This is a genomic window from Paenibacillus sp. LT-B23 (assembly GCF_059417685.1).
This window is the reverse complement of the sequence record NZ_JBSQBM010000015.1, coordinates 113,356-130,685: the sequence shown is the minus strand read 5'-3', so window position 1 is coordinate 130,685 and position 17,330 is coordinate 113,356. Positions and strand designations below refer to the sequence as shown.

The window sequence follows — 17,330 nt, the reverse complement described above, 5'->3', positions numbered from 1 at the left end:
TATGACGAAGATCATGAATATTTAAAGGCAAAGCCGTCTTCAGAAAATTCTGAAGGGCTTTTTTTATTTCCCAGCGATAAGTTAGGTGCTATTTGCGAAGAAAAGGAAGGGTGTGATTAAGAGGAAGGTGTGCAAACTCAACGATTGGCCTCGTTTTTTCACGTGTTGATTAGAAATTTCATTTTTAACAGAAAATTCATTTTATGATCATGATTTTCAGAAAAATAGAGAAATTAACAGAAAACATTAGAATGGCCTATCTATTTTGGAGTATATGGCTTTATAAACATCTGTACTTAGATATATGTAAATATTTGAACATTGAGCAAAATTTGCATTAGAACTATGATGAAACTGGTTTTAATTTCCAACGAAAGAAGGCGATCGAACCGTCACACTCACTGTCTTAGGTACCATGATATGCTCGCATGCAAATGTATCTTGCAGTCGCTACGTTTCGTAAGGTAAGAGCGGAAATTACGAATTGAATTGCAGTCATGGATGTATTGTGTCTTGAACACAGCGAAAGGAATGTGAATTTTTATGAAAAAAGTAGCTTTAGTAAGCCCGTTGAGAACAGCGGTCGGCTCTTTTAACAAAACCCTTGCGCCCCTAAGCGCTCCTGAATTGGGAGCAACCGTGATGACAGCATGCCTTCAGCAAAGTAAATTAGAGCCTGCTTGGATTGATCAAATTTATTTGGGAAATGTTCTTCAGGCGGGCAATGGTCAAAATCCTGCTAGACAGGCGGCACTAAAAGCCGGTATCCCCATTGATGTACCCGAATCAACGATAAACACGGTTTGCGGGTCAGGACTTCATGCCGTCGGTTTAGCCTACGATTCAATATTGGCCGAACAAAGCAACATCGTCTTGGCCGGAGGTATGGAGAGCATGTCAAACGCCCCTTATCTGCTAAGGAATGCAAGAAACGGCTACAAGCTTGGCAACGGTGAATTGGTAGACTCTCTGGTGGCCGACGGACTTACGTGCCCGATCAACAATTACCATATGGGAATTACCGCAGAAAATGTTGCCGAGAAATATGGAATTTCAAGACTTGAGCAGGATGAATTTGCCTATGAAAGCCAGATAAAGGCTGTAGAAGCAAAAAACAATAAGGTTTTTGAAGAGCAGATTGTTCCGGTCATGATCAAAAACAAAAAAGAAACTATTTATTTCACGGAGGACGAACACATAAGAGGAAATACAACGAAAGAAAAACTTGCTCATTTAAAAACTGCGTTTAAGGAGAACGGAACGGTTACCGCCGGAAATGCTTCGGGGATCAATGATGGCGCGGCAGCTATGCTTGTAGTGTCGGAAGACAAATGTAAGGAACATGCGTTAAAGCCGTTGGCATATATCAAGGGTTATTCACTTGTTGGCGTTGACCCTGCATATATGGGAATGGGTCCGGTGAAAGCCATTTCGTCACTTCTTAAGCAACAGGGAATATCCATCGATGCCATCGATCTTTTTGAAATTAATGAAGCGTTCGCCGCACAAGCATTAGCGGTATTGAAAGAGCTTGGGATCAATCCGGAGAAGGTGAATGTCAATGGCGGCGCGATCGCGATCGGGCATCCTGTCGGAGCAAGCGGTGCCAGGATATTGGTTACGTTGGTTCATGAAATGGTGCGAAGATCTTCACGTTACGGCATCGCCTCGTTATGCATCGGAACGGGAATGGGAATAGCGATGCTGGTTGAAAATGCACTCATTTAAAGTACGTGTTCAAAAGATGACTTTTGGAGCTACCTCTTAAAAGGAAGGGAGATCGCTATGAATCAAAATGATGTACTTTCACTCCAATCCATGCCTGCGGCCAGTGCCAGTTATGGACGCCCGCCATGCCGCTTCATCAACCGGGAATTTTTTATCATTACCTATGAATCCGACCCCGCTGCGATTAGACAAGCGGTCCCGGAACCTCTTCAGCCGGATGGAAGCAATACCGTTTCCTATGAATGGATTAAGATGCCCGATTCATCCGGTTTAGGAAGCTATGAGGAAAGCGGTATTGTTATTCCGTGTACTTTTCAAGGAGAACCCTGTAATTTTGTTGCCCAAATGTATTTGGATAACGCGCCTGCTATTCTTGGGGGACGTGAAATCTGGGGATTTCCGAAAAAATGGGCGAAGCCTCACCTGATCGTTGAGGATACAGAAACCCTGACGGGTACATTGCATTATAATAACGTCCTGGTAGCCATGGGAACCACCCCTTTCAAATATAACGTGCTTGATGAAAAGGAAACGGCTAAAGCCATCGCAAAAACGCAAGTTAATTTAAAATTAATTCCTGATGTGGACGGTACTCCTAAAATTGCTCAGCTAGTGGCTTATAATCTGGAAAACATTACTGTAAAAGGCGCCTGGTCAGGGCCTGCCAGATTAAGCCTGATCCCCCATGTCAATGCTCCTGTGGCAGATTTGCCGGTTAAAGCCTATATTGGCGGAAAACATTTTATTGCCGATTTAACACTTCCATATGGAAGAGTTCTCTACGATTATCTCCAATAAAGTTTGCTTTTCTAAAAATATATATATAAGGAGAAGGAACCATGAATAACAAAGTAATCTCCGCTGAAGAAGCAGTTAAGAAAATAAAAAACGGAGATACGGTGATGGTCGGAGGTTTTCTGCAAGGAGGCATTCCGGAAGAACTGGTGCGTGCGCTTGTCGACACAAATTCCGCTGACAATCTTACGATTATTTCCAATGATACAGGCACACCGGAATTATCTATTTATAGACTTGTGAAAAGTGGCAGAGTCAAGCGGATTTTTGCATCCTATATCGGCTCCAATCCGGAAACGGGAAGACTCCTGATGACGAAAGAAGCGGAGGTTCAACTCTTCCCGCAAGGGACGCTTGCTGAAAAAATACGCGCAGGAGGAGCCGGTTTGGGCGGTGTTTTAACCCCTGTAGGTGTAGGCACCATTGTAGAGGAAGGAAAAAAGAAAATAAAAATTGACGAAAGAGAATATTTGCTCGAACTGCCGCTGAAAGCCGATGTGGCGCTCATCAGAGCCCATAAAGCTGATGAAGCGGGGAACCTTGTCATCAACGGCACTTCACGCAACTTCAATATGGTTATGGCTACCGCAGCCGAGTATGTAATTGCGCAGACCGATAAATACGTGAAGGCCGGGGAAATTGACCCCAATCATATCAACGTTCCTGGAATATTTGTCGATGCGATTGTAAAGGTGGGTGGAGACAATGAATAACAGAGAATTGATTATTAGAAGAATAGCCCAGGAATTCAAAGATGGCGAAGTGGTCAACCTTGGCATTGGATTGCCTACAATGGCAGTGGACTATATCCCTGAAAACGTTAATATTATGCTGCAGGCGGAGAACGGAATCGTCGGCGTTGGTCCCAAAGCGGCCTCGGGAAAAGAAAGAGTCGATTGTATCGATTCAGGCGGAAACTACGTTACAACCGTAAAAGGTGCCTGCTTTCTTGACAGTGCGCTTTCATTTTCCATTATACGTGGAGGGCATGTAGACGTCACCGTTTTGGGTGCCTTGGAGGTCGATGAAAAAGGCAACCTTGCTAACTGGATGATCCCAGGGAAAAAGGTGCCCGGCATGGGCGGAGCTATGGATTTGGTAGTTGGAGCCAAGAGAGTGATTGTAGCCATGGAGCATGTGAACAAAAATGGGGCGCCAAAAATACTAAAACAATGCAAGCTGCCCCTGACCGCCGTAAATGTTGTAAAGACCATCGTAACCGAAAAGGCAGTCATTGATGTTATTCCGGGTAGAGGGCTGATGCTGAAGGAAATTGCCCCGGGTTTGTCAGTGGAAGATGTTCAAATGGCGACAGAGGCTAAACTGATGGTTTCATCACATTTGAAGGCCATTGCAGTGTAAAGGTCATGAGAACGGAACAAGCCCTTAAGGGGAGATGGGGACTGACTCCGAAGAAGTTTCAGGTCCGTGTGGGCTAATCCCCCGTCTCTCGACTGCATTTAGTTTACAAGTAGGGTTCGCTAATTGCTCATTGAGCAATTGCGAGCCTTATTTTTGTTGGAGTGGGACCATTCAAGCAGCATTTTGCAATGAAAGCCTACAGCTGTGCAAATAAAAAGCGCCTTTTATGAGCGTAAAATCCAATCCGCTACATGCTCAGCCACTTTCGTATGGTTAAGATAAGCAAAGAAGTTGTGGGGATTGGAACGCCCAGTGTGACTATCTTTCCAGAATGTCTGAATAAGCGGCTGATCATCAATACTTTCTATTAAATTTCGATTTAGCATCAGATGGAAATCATCTTCAACCGTTGCATCATGCGCAATGTAGTCATCCTCGGCGTTAATATTGGTCCAATGTCTGATATTTGCGGGATACATACCGTCGTCAGGCTCATTGGAATCATACAAGCTACGCTTTACGGCTGGCTCGCCTAGCGGATTACCCAATGTTAGCCATTCGTTAACTTTGTGTTCCCATAGATGTTTGTATTCGCTCATACGTGAAAATTTCCATAAAACATCGTAAGCCACCATGCACCCCATACTATGGGAAAGCAGCATGACGTCCTCTCCACTACTTAAAGCCTCGGCTAGAGGGGACTGTAGCCTTTCGCGAATTTGGGAGCCTATTACACGACTGGTTAAATAGGCTCCCAGATCAGGGAGAATCCTTTTGATCGCACGGGTGCTCATACCAAACAAAGAGAGGTAAGGGCTGAGTATTTTTGCAGCATCATCATAGAAGTGTATAGTGGGTTCATTGGCTATCAGACGCTCGTATTCCTCCGGGGTCATATGATCCGTTGGTCGATTAATTAATTGTTCCATACTTTCGTCGTAATAATGGTCTGGAACGTAGAAATCTCCATCGTCTTCTTCAAAAAGTTTTCTGTACCGAGGTCGACTCTCTAATAAGAGCCGATTGTTGATGTCACCATAATAACTAAATGTCAGTGAAATCTGCTCTTGCTCCAGCTTTTGTGCCGCTTCCTCGTTCACTCGACGCAATCCTGCGATCAGCGCTTTTTTAATGAGACGAAGCATTTCGTCGCATCTGGGCTTTTTGTCACGGCCGTGAATGATGACTAAATGTTTGGTTCCCATCTCCTATTGTTCTTCCAGACGATCCACACGAACGGTTTGAGTATTGCCGGGGTTGCTGCCCACCTGTATGGTAGCCATACCGTTTGCTTCATCCACATGCTCGATCCAGATCGGTTTACCCTCTAATTGCACGGCAATGTTTTCGGATGAATTGTAAATCGCTTTTGCTCGTTCCACGTTCATGCTGATTTCCTCCTGATGATTTGTTTTGTATCCATGTATTCAGAATTACAGGTTCGCCTAGTCCTCATCTATAATCCGTTCAACGTCCAATGAAGGGATGCTTTGAGAAGGCGACGTTGAAACCACAGCCTCCAAATCCACATGACCCACAGCTACAGGAAAAGGCGGCTTGATTCCATGGGAAAGAGCAAACTCGGGCGGCAATACATCCTGTTCGCCTCCGGCGGGTCCCCGAAAGGCGATATGGCTTTGACCCACACGATGCCTGATTTGCCGAGGATATGATTTTCCGGGCATAAATTGTGTACCTCCTTTTGAATCGGATATGCCTTACTATGCACCAAAAAAGCCGCAACCATGCGCAAGCGGAAGCAATTCGCAACAGCTCATACAAATCCTTTGTACGAAGCATAAAAATGATTTGCTCACAGCCAAGGCGTTGGAACCAAAGGATACAGATGCGGATAGCTCATCACAATGCGATGCTCGGTAATCGTTTAGTGCGTTTGCTTGCGACGGCAGATGTACATTTTTCGTGAGTTTAAACATAAAACAGCCCCGGCTTCTCAAGAAGACCGGGGCTATCTATGATTCCATCCCATAAATGAGGTACGTATTATTTTTATGCTTTAGCTGCCCAAATTTCAATTTCAATTTTTATTTCAGGCAATCCTAGAGCAGTAAGGTAGCCGATAGTCATTGCAGGATAATCATTCCCGAATAACTTTTCCCATTGGGAATACATGTAATCCCAATCTATCTGCTCAGTTGCCCATACATTTACTTTTATAATATTATCAGCGGTTAATTGTTCGGCGTCCAAAACTGATTTAATGTTATTAAAAGTATTGCTGATTTGTAGGTTAAAGCTTTCTGGGAATTGGCCATTCTGATCTACTCCAACTTGACCCGAAGTCACGAATAACTCTGAATTTCTGGGAATTTTAGTTATATGTGTGTAATTCCCTACTGGTTTCGGCATACCTGCCGGGTTTTTTCTAGTTATTTTTTCATTTTTCATTTAATCGACCTCGTCATTTTAAAATTTTTCTACCGTTTCTTCTAACCATTTTTAGGCAGACTCCACCAATAAAAATGATTTCAGAAAAAAACAGCAGTAGAGTATCCATATCCAAAAGATATAAAGTTTAATGATCTTTTCTTCATGACATGAACACTCCTTTCTTATAAAATGTCAAAATCGTTGGTTATCCCTTATCTTAATATAACTAATGTAACTTAACAACTTCAAATCATTGTGTTATGCAATATAGTCATACCTCAGAAGGCAGATTAGTTGGCTTGCTCTTTTCTTTACACCTCATACATTCCTTTCTCCGAAGCATACTAAGTGAAAAATGGATATGCTCACAGCCGAGCGTTGGAATCGAAGGATACAAAATACGGATTAAAGAAAAGGAGGAGCGGCGTAATGCATACAGTCTGGAAAGGCGCGATCAGCTTTGGACTGGTTCATGTGCCCGTTAAAATGTTTTCGGCTACGGAGGATAAGGATATTTCCATGCGTTACATTCACAAGGAGTGCGGGAGTCCGCTCAGTTATGTACGGAAGTGTCCCGTTTGTGACAAGGAGGTGGAATGGGAGGAAATTGGAAAAGGCTATGAATACGAAAAAGGGAAGTTTGTCATGTTCGATAAGGAGGAGCTGGAGCAAATCAGTGGACAGGCAGACAAAAATATCGTCATTCTGGACTTTGTGGACTTGCAGGAAATTGATCCGATTTATTTTCAAAAAACGTATTATTTGTCCCCGGATCAGGCAGGCTCCAATGCTTACAAACTGCTTATGAATGCCATGAAGGATACCGGAAAAATTGGCATTGCTCAAATCTCGATCCGATCTAAAAGCAGTTTGGCGGCTATTCGTGTGCTGGATGAATGCTTGGCGGTGGAGACGATGTTTTACCCGGATGAAATCCGCCCAGTGTCTCAGGTTCCTAATCTGCCTGGACAGGAGGAAGTTAAAGAGAAGGAGCTGACGATGGCAAAAATGCTCATTGAGCAGCTATCCATGCCTTTTGATGCAGCAAAATATACGGACCAGTACCGCGAGCGTCTGCTGGACCTCATTCAGCATAAAGTGGCTGGAGAAGAGATCCGAATCGCTCCGTCTCAACCGCAGACCAATGTCGTGGACCTGATGGCTGCACTCCAGGCCAGCATCGAGGCAGTGAAGCCTGTCGTTACTGATCCCGGCCCTGCCGCTGTGAAAAAACGCCCTGCGCGTAAAACAGCAGCCACAACAACACAACAAGCGGTGGCAGGAGATGCCGTTTCTCCAACTCCGATCAAAAAGAAAAGAAGTACCGCCAAACGCAAGGAAACCTGAGACTGCGGCATCTCAATTCACCATGCAGTAGGAATTTAAGCAGGCCAACAGAACAGGCAGTTAAGGGGTGGCGATGACACTGCTTTGGTATGACAGTAGTTGACTGAACGCCCCCCGCTCTTCCTGTACCAATTGACGATAATTCCCCTGCTGTATAATCTCGCCCTGTTCCAGAACGACAATTTGATCGGCATGACGAATGGTCGACAGACGGTGAGCAATGACAATCAACGTCATTTGACCTTTCATCCGCTCCAGCGCCGCCTGAATATCGGCTTCATGCTCTCCATCCAGCGCACTTGTCGCCTCATCCAGAATGAGTACCGGAGGACGATGCAGGACAGCCCGCGCTAGTACCAGCCGCTGACGTTCCCCTCCAGACAGGCGAATACCGCGATCCCCGATTACCGTGTCCAGCCCTTCGGGCAATCTGGTAACAAAGCCGTCTGCGGCTGCAAAATGTAACGCTTCCCATAACTGCTGCTCGCTCGCATTCGCATCGGCCAGCTTCAAATTTTCACGGACGGTGGCATGAAACAAAAAAGGGTCCTGCGACACATACCCAAACGACTGCCTCCACTGTGGCAACAGCTCGTCGTTTAGCACATGTCCGTCCATTTTAATCTGGCCCTGGGTTGGGCGTAAAAATCCCATCAGAACGTCAACCATTGTACTTTTGCCCGCGCCCGATTTCCCCACAATGGCCGTCATTCCCCGAGCGGGGATGAACAGATTTATTTGGTGTAATGCAAGCTCTGCTGTACCCTCATACCGATAATCCAGACCACTGCATTCAATGCCCGTACGAAGATACAAGGGCTGGCGTGCAGAAGCAGTTGTAGATGCAGATACAGATTTATGGGTTGCCGATAAATCGCTTGAAACGTGAGTCTCAAAGGTTGTAAGTGCAGTCAGCGATGGATCTGAGAAAGCTTCGCATTCCTGCTGTACCTTGGTCACACTTTCAAAAGCAGACAGCATGGACATGATATATTCCAGACTCGCTTGAATAAGGGCAAACCTCGGCCATAAGCGAGAAAATATAAGGATGAGCACAATCAGCTTTTCAGGAGAGACGTGTAGCCATTGCAATGACACCAACATGATGCAAGCGACAAACACGGCAGCCGCCGTGCGGTGAAAAAATTGTGTCGTGGCATTTTGCCGTACAAACTGGGTCGTGTTGTCCTCCATACGTTGGGTCAAAGATCGAAACCAGTCTATATTCGCAGCTTCCAGCAGATTGCTTTTAATATCCTTCATTCCGTTCATATGGTCGGTGATCCCGGCAAAATAAACCTGCGACAGCTCGGTGGTACGGTCGCCCAGTTGTTTAGCATTTTGAATGGATCGGCGAAAGACGACAAACAACCCCAATCCGCACAGGAACACCAGCCCGGTTAAAGAAGGAGACAGCCAAAAAGCCAGCGCAATCTGGATCAGCGTAAAAATAACGGCTGTGGTGAGCTGGAGAAGCAGATTGGTTCCCTGACTAACACGCGCCAGCTCGGTCGTCATCACATGACTGAAATCCGACTTTCGCTGACGCAAGTAAAAAGTCCACTGGGCCTTCATAAAGGAGGTATACACGTCTATTCGAAGGGAACGCATGAACCGTTGCTGAATCCGCGAATTCAGAATGGATTGGTAACGCTGAAGAAGTGCCTGCCCTATTAGCAGTAACACAAAAATCAGCAGCATTCCCGGCAACAGCCAGCTTTTAGGGATGTTTGACAAGAAAAGATCAAATCCGCCGGACAGGAAGGGTATCCCTGCATGACCGCCAAATATGCCGATAGCCGCCAGCATGGGAACAAGCATGTAAATACCCAGCCCCTCCAGCAAGCTGACAATGATCATACATCCAATATTGAGAAATAAAGCACCGCCGTTCACCGCATACAGCTTGGTCATATATAATCGCAGGTGGTACATAATGCACGCTCCTTATCAGGTCAGTGCTTTGAGAATCGCCGTTTTAGCCAGAGTAATGGACGTAGAGGGATGTACAGAAAATGTAGCTGACGAGGCAGCGGTAAAATCGCCGGATCTCCAGTGGAAGGAAACAAACGGCTGATCAGGTACAGCAATCGGTGGCTCGGCCCCTTTAGGGAGAGCAAATAGGATCGACTGGTTGGCTGGCAGGTCGTTGGTTCGACTTTCTGGTACGCCGCCGCCCCGGGAACGCTGGCCTGAATGAAGGACAGCGCGCTCAGCGCGAGCCTGTGCGCCTGCCGGGTAGCCGATACCTGACACATCGGCTCCGGTATCGGCGTACCCAGCAGCGCAGCGGCGAGCGCCCAAGCCTGCCCGCCCGCAGGCAGGCCCCCGTATCGGCGCAGCATCGGCAGAAGCGCCTCCCAATCGATGGCGCTTACCGCAAGCCTGTCGATGTCAACCAGCCAGCGCAGCCTGAACCAGCCGTGACGCGCCCCGTGAGCGCTTAGGTACAGAAACTGGTGCTCGCTGCCAAGCGTGTACATACAGGGTGCTCCTGTGGCTGCGGCTTCACTCATTTGCCTGTGATCCCACAGCTCGTCAAAAGAAGGTTCTCCGCCTGCATCCGGCTGGAGCCGCCAATGCAGCTCTATCTCTACCCGCTTTTGCGGATGAAGAAAGGATGCATGATGGTCCTTCCATTTCCAACTGCCCAGGACACGTGCTTCTCCGCTTTTGGATATATACCCGGCTTCCCGCATCCAATGCTCCGCCTGATCCATGTCGTCCGGGGCAATGAGTAAATCCACGTCCTTGGAGGTACGCAGTGAAACATCCCCGTACAATTGCTGCGCCAAGGCAGGACCCTTGAGCATAAGCACACGGATGCCATGATTCATAAGCAGCCCGGTCACACGTCCGGCTTCGGCCTGCAGGTGTAGCATACGCAGGGTGTTCCGGTGATACTGCGCCTGAAGGTTGCGCAGCAATTCAGCAGGAATGGCCGGATGATTTATTCTTTTCAACTGGAGATATACCGCAGGTACCACCCGATGGTGTTCTGCCAGCCGCAACAAGCGGGTCCAATCCAATCCATACAGATAAGCAGCATGGACTGCATCCAGCCTTGAAGTGGCATCTTTTCGCAGTAAAAAGAGCAGCAGCGTCAATTCCTGATCCTCATTCCAGCGGTCAGGTTCCAGAACAGTATTGGTGGACATGCAGCATTCTTCTCCTTCAATTCTTTTGATCATCTAACTTTCAGCAATCTTCGTATTTTGGGCCGTCACAGCACGCCTGCCGAAGGTGCCCACCACGGTAAACGCCCCCATCTCCCGTTCGCCCGTAACATAAATCGGTCCACTCCGCACCCAGGCATGTGCCGCCAAACATCCCGCAGCATTCTTGGCTGTGCCAAGATACAGCGTGCAGTCCAGCTTTCTGCGACTCAGCAACGTCATTGCGGCGGCAGCCTGCACAAGACAGCTACTGTGCCAAGGGGTATAACGGCTTGCCAGTTCCACAGCATGTGAAATATGCCGAACGGATTGCTTCTGCCGGGCATCACATTCCCAAGAGGTTTCTTCCATCCGTATTCCCCAACCGCGAGCATAATCTTCAAACGGACGATGCTGATGAAGGCGCGCCCATCCCAGTTGCAGCCAGGCTTCCGGCAGCAGTCTCCTGACCTCCGGGGATAGACGACGAAGGCGTTGAACCCACATTTTAAACCGACTCCCGCAGAAGCTTTAGCAGTCCTTCCCGTTCCAGTTCAGCCACAAAGGAATGTACCTGCTGTCTGCACCGTTCCTCGTCCACTTCATATTCATCCGTCAGAGCAGCTACGATCTCCCCAAGTGAAGGGCAGGATTCCGCCAGTTCCCAGATTCGTCCTCCCGTGAAGCCGAGATTATAGTATTTTCCTGTGTTGATGCTCATCATGACCTTTTCCCCGTCCATGTCACTGACATACACTTCCTCACCGTGAATGACACGGTCACGATCCTTCGTCGAATGATTAGCTGCCATAGCTGTTTTCCTCCTTGCGAATGATATCAAGCACCCGGTGTACAATCTCGGACGCGGTAAAAGCTGAGCTATCCCTCAGTAGTCGCCAGCCCTCCACCTGCCGGGCCACCCGGGCTACCGTTCTAAAATGCCATTCACCCAGACTCATTCGTGAAATAACCACCCTGCGATATGTATGAAACAATAACGTATGCAAGCATTCCAGCATGTTCAAAGAATGTTCCATAACCGCCTTTAACTCCCCTTCGCGTTGGAACTCACGTTTTGGAGACTCTGCCACCAGCTCGAATACACCTCCCAAGGGAAGCGGCTCGTTGTGAAAAGAATCGACTGTTGGCAAGGCATACTTATTCAGCTCACCTGTAAGCTTACGCAAATGTCCATGTTTGGGCATCGCAGGATTGCCGTCCATTAAAATAAGCCCGTAATTGGTTTTGCGTCCATATTTATTTTCCTGTAAAGCCTCAAGCTGGAGCATGCTTTCCAAGCCCAACTTTTGCTGCGGGTAAGCTGGATAGACTATGGTTTTGAAAGCCGTAGCTTGCACAGCAATAACATCATCACTGACTATCTTATAGCCTGCCTGTGTAAAAGCAGCAGCCAGCGTCGATTTTCCTGCTCCGGATTCGCCCACGAAAGCGTAGGCCTTGCCTCCAATGACTACCGCACTCCCATGAAGAGGCAATATCCTCCTCTGTAACAGAAGCACGCCCATGCATGTGCCGAGCACAAACAAACGCACGGTGTCAGGATCAGCTCCGTGGTGTACGCATACCTTAACCTCTTTGCCACCCCTGACAGCATAAATAGCCGTACCCGGTACGTGAAACATAAAGCTCTCGCCCTCTATCATAAAATGCGTTTGCTCCAGTTGTTCGCTCCATTCAGTCAAATCAGCCTGACGAATAACCACATCCTCCACCACTCCCGGCGCTGCGGGTATCAGTTCAGGTAGTTCCAGCTCACTGGCAATCTTGAGCCCAAATGCTGTATATACCTCCAAACTGATACTACGTGTACTACTGTCATGCACGATAGGACCCTCTCCCCCTACTCTTTAAAAATCCCGCCTTTATTTCATTGAGCAACGCCTTTAACCCAATAGAAATAAAGACGGCTTTACATTGAACACGAATCCAAAAGTTCATGCTACTCTCGCTCATTTTCGCGGCGACCATGTGCAACGAATATAGCCCGCTTAAAGAATCATATATGTCATCTGTTAGCTTGGATTAACCAGGTCAGCGTCGTGATCAGATACCCAGTCAATTTCTTTCCAGCCCTTACCTGCCATCGTCTGGTTAATATCCAGCACCTCTATGGTGGGCTCCTGCCATTCTTTTTTACTCATGTCATCACCTCCCCTCCAACGAACGACGTATCTGTCTGACCGGATAGACCGGATCAGTTAAATCTGCGTATAAAACGGTACACAATCAGACTGTGCATCAGCAGCCGTATGTTGGGATCGGACGCCTGCTCCGGTCGCGGTTGGCGAAACTTCGCCATAGCCATTTTAATGACATCGATATTGAGAAATTCGGCGGCATGTAAATCATGGCACAGCAGTTGAAGTTCCCCCATAAACGTCTCCCAGCAGGGGAGCATACGGTGTAGCCAATCCGCAGGCTGTACACCGCGTACACGCTGGTTCAACCGGACATCATCGGGCAAATAATCCCGCATGGCTCCACGAATGAGTGCGCGATCCCGGCCGTTTTGCACATACTGCTCAAAGGGCACCGACAGGCAAAAGCGGATTACCCGACTGTCTCCGGTCGGGTCGCGCTCCCACAGACCATAACGCAGCGACAGCTTGGTCGCGACTACACCATTTTTGTTCGCAATCGCCAAATTCGTGAATTTCTCTTTTCTCGTCTGATCGGCGTTCTTCATCCATCCGGTTCCGCTCAAAGCTGGAATGTCCTCCACATTCATCCGCTTGGCGAACTCCGGGTCAATGAGTGAAGGAACCGGACTTCGATTGCCGCCACGCAACCATGAACGGGAGTCAAGCGTGGTCGCTTTTTTCAGCAATACGGGTAATAATTGGGACATCCGCCTTCCGGTCAGCTTGCTGTACCCCCACAACCCCTGAAAGGATTGCAGCCAGTGCAAACGACGAAGCTGACGGGCATAATAGTCCAGTGCAGGTCCCCAGGAAATGGTAAAATTCCCTCGCGCCCCAGTCAGTAGCACACCTACATTTTCCTCTTGTGCTTTTTCGTAAAAACCCCTGATCCAAAACGAATTTTCAAAATATTTATAGGGAGCTTCCATCAATTCCAGCCAGATATCAATTTCTGAAAATGGACTTTTCCCCTCAAAATCCAGGTAATTTTCGTGAATGTTGCCCACATATCGAGCCGTGGATTGAATATAACCCCGTTCATTCGCCAGCAGTGTCGATGGTGTCCAATCCGTAAAATCCTGTACGGGCACATAACTGTACGCATGAAGAGGCTTTTGCTGCAATCGCAGCGACGGCGCTGCAAAGCTGGCAACCGCACCAGAATCCAGACCGCCACTCAAGGCCGCCCCCACGGCGCGATGCGTGCGCAATCTGGCATTCACCGCCTGTGAGAATACCTCGCGAAAAGCCTCGACGTACTCGCCGCCAGTTTTAAGTCGCAGCGGCTCCACATCATCCAAAGAGGCATATTTATGGATGGTTCGCTTTCCCTCCTCCATGGTGAACCAATGGGCGGGCGGAAGCTGGTTTATATGCTTATAAGCAGTAATCCCAATATCGACGGATTCCTGCATGGCGCGAATGGCCAGAAATTCCGCCAGCCACGGCTCATGCAGTTCTTTTCGCAGGGAAGACAGAGCCAAAAGAGGAGCTACTACTGTACTGAACGCAAACCCTCGGTCATGTTGGTATGTATACAGCGTGCGGCTTCCTGCCATATCACGAGCGCCATATAATCTGTGCCGTTTGGCATCCCAAATAACAAAGGCAAAATCGCCTATTAGATAGTGGGCCGCGTCAAGCGCCCATTTGTCGTATGCCAGCAAAATCAACTCACTGTCCGTGATATCTTGCCGCCTTTCCTGTCCCACCCCCAGCCGTTCAAATAGCTCGGAACGATTGTCAATAATAGCATCCGCCGTGATCGCCAAATTCCGTTCCTCGTCATAGAAAGGGAGACGCTCATGAACGGATTCTGGTGTCACATGCTGGGCATGACAGCCCAAAAATATGGAACCCTCACACCAGGCGCATACGCGGTCGGCGGGATATTTTCGCAGAGCTTGCATCATTTTACCGCCTTCTTCGGTGCATACGGACTCATGCCCAAAGCTGTATATTCCGGCAATCGCACTCACGTTTTCCCCCCTTTTTCTTTTTCCATTCCCGATAACGCTACGGACGCCCAGCGACACAGCTGACGGGCAAAAGGGATACGAGATCGGAGCCGTTGATTTCTGCCTTGGTAGGTTTTGAGCTGTGCGATAAGACGATTCCGCTCCTCATAGCTATGTGCCAGCCTGTTTTCCAGCGATTGGAGCCGTCTATCATTTACAACCTGTACAACGTCCTTCTCTAGAGAATCATGAAGTGCAGGTTTCTGCCCTGCTTTTATTATGAATTCCCTGTTATCCGCATCCTGCTCTTCCAGCATTCGATAAGCGTTCTTCCATTCAAAGCCGCTTTGTTGGAGAAATTGGCTCGTACGCCGACTTAGCAGTTCCACATCCGCTTCCTCTTCAAACTTTACACCGGTGATACGCTCGGCCTGTTCCAGCGCTTCACCGTAGCCAAGCTGTGTAAATATACGAGCTCCGATGCTTCTGCAATACAGCTCGATTTCCTTTTTGTTCAACAGTTGTTGCCAGCTATGTACCGAGTCCTGATGCGTCTGCTCATGCTCCCCCACGAACGGATCACCCGCTCCCATGCTGTAAAACAGACTGGATTTAGGCATATCCGCAAAGTCTCCGTACTTTTCCATACCGAGTTCATAATCTACGCCAAGAAAATCGCACAGCTTCCCAATCTCCACCGCCGGATTAGCTACAAGTTGCTCATACACAAGCGGGTATGCAAGCGGATGAGGTGTGGCAAAATAATGTGCGTAACGGAACAAACCGACCGTAATATCCGTCATTTTCATATTAAAATGCGGGCTCTCCAGCTCCTCCAGCAGATGAAAGCGTTCGCCGCGCATCTGATTAACTTTTTTGAATGAAGCCGCGATAGATAAAGGATTACGGATAAGCCACACCCTGCGGGCTGCCGGAAAAAGGCGGTCTATAAATTCCAGCACCGTATAGTAACGCGGGGATTTGTCGATAACCATATTTGCGTTAGTCCCTTCGAGCAGACCGTTATAGATTTCAAGTGCATACGATCGGGAAGCCTGCTCCAATACGTGCGTAGGAACCATACCGTTAAAAAATTGCCGGATGATTCCGGTTCCTCCATAGGGACGTGTTTGTGACTGGGGAAGATCATGCAAGCTAAGCAGGAACCACATTTCCTGCGTGGCAAACAGGCGGGAGTGATTTTGCAAAATGGTGGTCACTAGCGAGCTTCCACTTCGGGGGACACTAAGCAGGAAAACCAGTCCCTCGCCTTGCTTATCAATCAAGGAAACGCCTCCTCTAATCTGCTCAAGGCATTTTAATAGATACATTTCGTATTTAATTATAAATTTATGATACATATTGTATCTTGTCAATCCTTTTGGCGGATAAATTCTGTACACGACGCTCATGTTAATCCATAAGTACATCTACAGGTACATCATCCAGGCTGTTAATAGAAAATTTGTATAAACTGAGGCTATTAGAAGGAGCGTAGCGTTATGGGACAAGCTGTTAAAGGCATCATTACCATCGAAGGTCTGGAAATTCCTATCACCAACCCAGATAAACCCCTGTGGCCCGAAGCTGGAGTTACCAAAGCGCTGTATCTTCGCAAGCTTGCGGTGCTGGCCCCTTTTCTGCTCAAATATAGCCACAACCGTTTACTGACTGTCATCCGCTGGCCGCACGGCATTCACGGGGATTTTTTTTACCAGAAAAATGCCCCGCAGCCCCGGCCGGACTACATCAAAACCTTCCAGCATGACGGTATTGAATATATGGTGCTCGGCACACTGCCACAACTGCTATGGCTCGGCAATCAGGCGGCGCTGGAATTTCACCCATCCCTGCATCAAGCGGGCAGCACGCTGCCGTGTGAATGGATGATTGACCTTGATCCGTCCAGAGAAGTGGAGCCACGCATTATGGAAGCGGCGTCCATCGTGGGGGAGGTGCTAGCTTCGCTTGGTTTGCAATCTGTACCCAAAACGTCGGGGGCTACGGGTGTGCAAATTATCGTCCCGATCCGCACAGGCATCACCTTCGATGAGCTTCGCAGCATCGGTCTGCTGGTGGGACAGTTCGTAACCGAAAAACACCCGCATCTGTTCACACTGGAACGGTTAAAAAAGGATCGGGGAACGGCTATCTATTTTGATTATTTGCAGCATTATCAAGGAAAAACCCTGGCCGCTCCCTATACCCCGCGAGCACGCCCTGGCGCTACGGTATCCACCCCACTGACATGGGACGAGGTGCGACAAGACGTATCGCCGCTTGACTATCATTTGCTGAATATTGAGGAACGGCTAAATCAGGTGGGCGACTTGATCGCCAAAATCCCTCCCCAGCCCATCGAGGATGTTCTCAAGCATATGCGCGCCAAATAAAAAAGGGGACGAACTCCACAGCCGTAAAATCGACCGAGG

At 48.1% G+C, this 17,330-nt stretch carries 18 protein-coding genes; 6 read left to right on the top strand and 12 right to left on the bottom strand.

Translation table 11 applies throughout. The features are described 5' to 3' along the window. Positions 1-543: 543 nt before the first annotated feature. Genes ACWXW9_RS19290 through ACWXW9_RS19275 form a run of 4 tightly spaced genes read left to right on the top strand, consistent with a single transcriptional unit; the run spans position 544 to position 3,885 of the window. Entirely contained in the window at positions 544-1,728 is a 1,185-nt protein-coding gene (locus ACWXW9_RS19290) for an acetyl-CoA C-acetyltransferase (RefSeq protein WP_494930718.1), read from the top strand. Between the two features lie 57 nt (positions 1,729-1,785). Then, positions 1,786-2,526 (top strand): acetoacetate decarboxylase, encoded by a 741-nt coding sequence (locus ACWXW9_RS19285; protein WP_494930717.1) that lies wholly within the window; start codon positions 1,786-1,788, stop codon positions 2,524-2,526. 41 nt (positions 2,527-2,567) lie between these two features. Next, a complete protein-coding gene (locus ACWXW9_RS19280) occupies positions 2,568-3,236 on the top strand; it encodes a CoA transferase subunit A (protein WP_494930716.1) in 669 nt (222 codons plus the stop codon). Continuing rightward, a complete protein-coding gene (locus ACWXW9_RS19275; protein WP_494930715.1) occupies positions 3,229-3,885 on the top strand; it encodes a 3-oxoacid CoA-transferase subunit B in 657 nt (218 codons plus the stop codon). The genes ACWXW9_RS19280 and ACWXW9_RS19275 overlap by 8 nt, the downstream gene beginning before the upstream one ends. Positions 3,886-4,109: 224 nt before the next feature. On the opposite strand, the gene ACWXW9_RS19270 is transcribed toward ACWXW9_RS19275, so the two are convergent. The 4 genes from ACWXW9_RS19270 to ACWXW9_RS19255 form a co-directional block, all read right to left on the bottom strand. After that, the gene (locus tag ACWXW9_RS19270; RefSeq protein ID WP_494930714.1) at positions 4,110-5,090 is read right to left on the bottom strand and encodes a hypothetical protein; all 981 of its coding nucleotides are present in this window, start codon (positions 5,088-5,090) and stop codon (positions 4,110-4,112) included. Positions 5,091-5,093: 3 nt separating this feature from the next. Then, entirely contained in the window at positions 5,094-5,273 is a 180-nt protein-coding gene (locus tag ACWXW9_RS19265) for an H-type small acid-soluble spore protein (protein WP_494930713.1), read from the bottom strand. Between the two features lie 57 nt (positions 5,274-5,330). After that, complete coding sequence (locus ACWXW9_RS19260) at positions 5,331-5,570, bottom strand: hypothetical protein (protein ID WP_494930712.1); 240 nt, start codon at positions 5,568-5,570, stop codon at positions 5,331-5,333. Between the two features lie 325 nt (positions 5,571-5,895). Further along, entirely contained in the window at positions 5,896-6,294 is a 399-nt protein-coding gene (locus tag ACWXW9_RS19255; RefSeq protein WP_025719294.1) for a RidA family protein, read from the bottom strand. A 411-nt stretch (positions 6,295-6,705) separates the two neighbouring features. On the opposite strand from ACWXW9_RS19255, the gene ku reads away from it, so the two are divergent. Continuing rightward, positions 6,706-7,623, top strand: a complete 918-nt coding sequence (gene ku / locus ACWXW9_RS19250) for a non-homologous end joining protein Ku (protein WP_494930711.1) — start codon at positions 6,706-6,708, stop codon at positions 7,621-7,623. A gap of 60 nt (positions 7,624-7,683) precedes the next feature. Here the strand turns inward: ku and ACWXW9_RS19245 are convergent, their stop codons facing one another. The 8 genes from ACWXW9_RS19245 to ACWXW9_RS19210 form a co-directional block, all read right to left on the bottom strand. Beyond that, on the bottom strand, positions 7,684-9,558 hold the full coding sequence (locus ACWXW9_RS19245) for an ABC transporter ATP-binding protein (RefSeq protein WP_494930710.1): 1,875 nt from the start codon (positions 9,556-9,558) through the stop codon (positions 7,684-7,686). A 20-nt stretch (positions 9,559-9,578) separates the two neighbouring features. After that, the gene (locus ACWXW9_RS19240) at positions 9,579-10,781 is read right to left on the bottom strand and encodes a nucleotidyltransferase domain-containing protein (protein WP_494930709.1); all 1,203 of its coding nucleotides are present in this window, start codon (positions 10,779-10,781) and stop codon (positions 9,579-9,581) included. Positions 10,782-10,814: 33 nt separating this feature from the next. Beyond that, positions 10,815-11,285, bottom strand: coding sequence for a lasso peptide biosynthesis B2 protein (locus ACWXW9_RS19235; RefSeq protein WP_494930708.1), 471 nt, complete (start codon positions 11,283-11,285; stop codon positions 10,815-10,817). A 1-nt stretch (position 11,286) separates the two neighbouring features. Continuing rightward, positions 11,287-11,589 (bottom strand): lasso peptide biosynthesis PqqD family chaperone, encoded by a 303-nt coding sequence (locus ACWXW9_RS19230; protein WP_494930707.1) that lies wholly within the window; start codon positions 11,587-11,589, stop codon positions 11,287-11,289. After that, positions 11,579-12,622: a serine kinase gene (locus ACWXW9_RS19225; protein ID WP_494930706.1), complete on the bottom strand. Its 1,044-nt coding sequence runs from the start codon at positions 12,620-12,622 to the stop codon at positions 11,579-11,581. Before ACWXW9_RS19225 ends, ACWXW9_RS19230 begins: the two co-directional genes overlap by 11 nt. A gap of 189 nt (positions 12,623-12,811) precedes the next feature. Then, positions 12,812-12,940, bottom strand: a complete 129-nt coding sequence (locus ACWXW9_RS19220; protein ID WP_149094479.1) for a paeninodin family lasso peptide — start codon at positions 12,938-12,940, stop codon at positions 12,812-12,814. Positions 12,941-12,993: 53 nt separating this feature from the next. Next, on the bottom strand, positions 12,994-14,919 hold the full coding sequence (locus tag ACWXW9_RS19215; protein WP_494930705.1) for an asparagine synthase-related protein: 1,926 nt from the start codon (positions 14,917-14,919) through the stop codon (positions 12,994-12,996). Beyond that, positions 14,916-16,184, bottom strand: coding sequence for a sulfotransferase family protein (locus tag ACWXW9_RS19210; RefSeq protein WP_494930704.1), 1,269 nt, complete (start codon positions 16,182-16,184; stop codon positions 14,916-14,918). The genes ACWXW9_RS19215 and ACWXW9_RS19210 overlap by 4 nt, the downstream gene beginning before the upstream one ends. Before the next feature lie 216 nt (positions 16,185-16,400). Here ACWXW9_RS19210 and ligD point away from each other — a divergent pair, with 216 nt between their 5' ends. Continuing rightward, positions 16,401-17,291: a non-homologous end-joining DNA ligase gene (gene ligD / locus ACWXW9_RS19205; protein ID WP_494930703.1), complete on the top strand. Its 891-nt coding sequence runs from the start codon at positions 16,401-16,403 to the stop codon at positions 17,289-17,291. Positions 17,292-17,330: the final 39 nt, after the last annotated feature.

Excerpts from the sequence above, each read along its gene's own strand:
- ACWXW9_RS19240 (WP_494930709.1), bottom strand. The coding sequence starts at position 10,781 with ATGTCCACCAATACTGTTCTGGAACCTGACCGCTGGAATGAGGATCAG.
- ACWXW9_RS19245 (WP_494930710.1), bottom strand. The coding sequence starts at position 9,558 with ATGTACCACCTGCGATTATATATGACCAAGCTGTATGCGGTGAACGGC.
- ACWXW9_RS19255 (WP_025719294.1), bottom strand. The coding sequence starts at position 6,294 with ATGAAAAATGAAAAAATAACTAGAAAAAACCCGGCAGGTATGCCGAAA.
- ACWXW9_RS19265 (WP_494930713.1), bottom strand. The coding sequence starts at position 5,273 with ATGAACGTGGAACGAGCAAAAGCGATTTACAATTCATCCGAAAACATT.
- ACWXW9_RS19290 (WP_494930718.1), top strand. The coding sequence starts at position 544 with ATGAAAAAAGTAGCTTTAGTAAGCCCGTTGAGAACAGCGGTCGGCTCT.
- ACWXW9_RS19260 (WP_494930712.1), bottom strand. The coding sequence starts at position 5,570 with ATGCCCGGAAAATCATATCCTCGGCAAATCAGGCATCGTGTGGGTCAA.
- ACWXW9_RS19275 (WP_494930715.1), top strand. The coding sequence starts at position 3,229 with ATGAATAACAGAGAATTGATTATTAGAAGAATAGCCCAGGAATTCAAA.
- ACWXW9_RS19285 (WP_494930717.1), top strand. The coding sequence starts at position 1,786 with ATGAATCAAAATGATGTACTTTCACTCCAATCCATGCCTGCGGCCAGT.
- ACWXW9_RS19220 (WP_149094479.1), bottom strand. The coding sequence starts at position 12,940 with ATGAGTAAAAAAGAATGGCAGGAGCCCACCATAGAGGTGCTGGATATT.
- ku (WP_494930711.1), top strand. The coding sequence starts at position 6,706 with ATGCATACAGTCTGGAAAGGCGCGATCAGCTTTGGACTGGTTCATGTG.
- ACWXW9_RS19270 (WP_494930714.1), bottom strand. The coding sequence starts at position 5,090 with ATGGGAACCAAACATTTAGTCATCATTCACGGCCGTGACAAAAAGCCC.
- ACWXW9_RS19230 (WP_494930707.1), bottom strand. The coding sequence starts at position 11,589 with ATGGCAGCTAATCATTCGACGAAGGATCGTGACCGTGTCATTCACGGT.
- ACWXW9_RS19235 (WP_494930708.1), bottom strand. The coding sequence starts at position 11,285 with ATGTGGGTTCAACGCCTTCGTCGTCTATCCCCGGAGGTCAGGAGACTG.
- ACWXW9_RS19280 (WP_494930716.1), top strand. The coding sequence starts at position 2,568 with ATGAATAACAAAGTAATCTCCGCTGAAGAAGCAGTTAAGAAAATAAAA.
- ligD (WP_494930703.1), top strand. The coding sequence starts at position 16,401 with ATGGGACAAGCTGTTAAAGGCATCATTACCATCGAAGGTCTGGAAATT.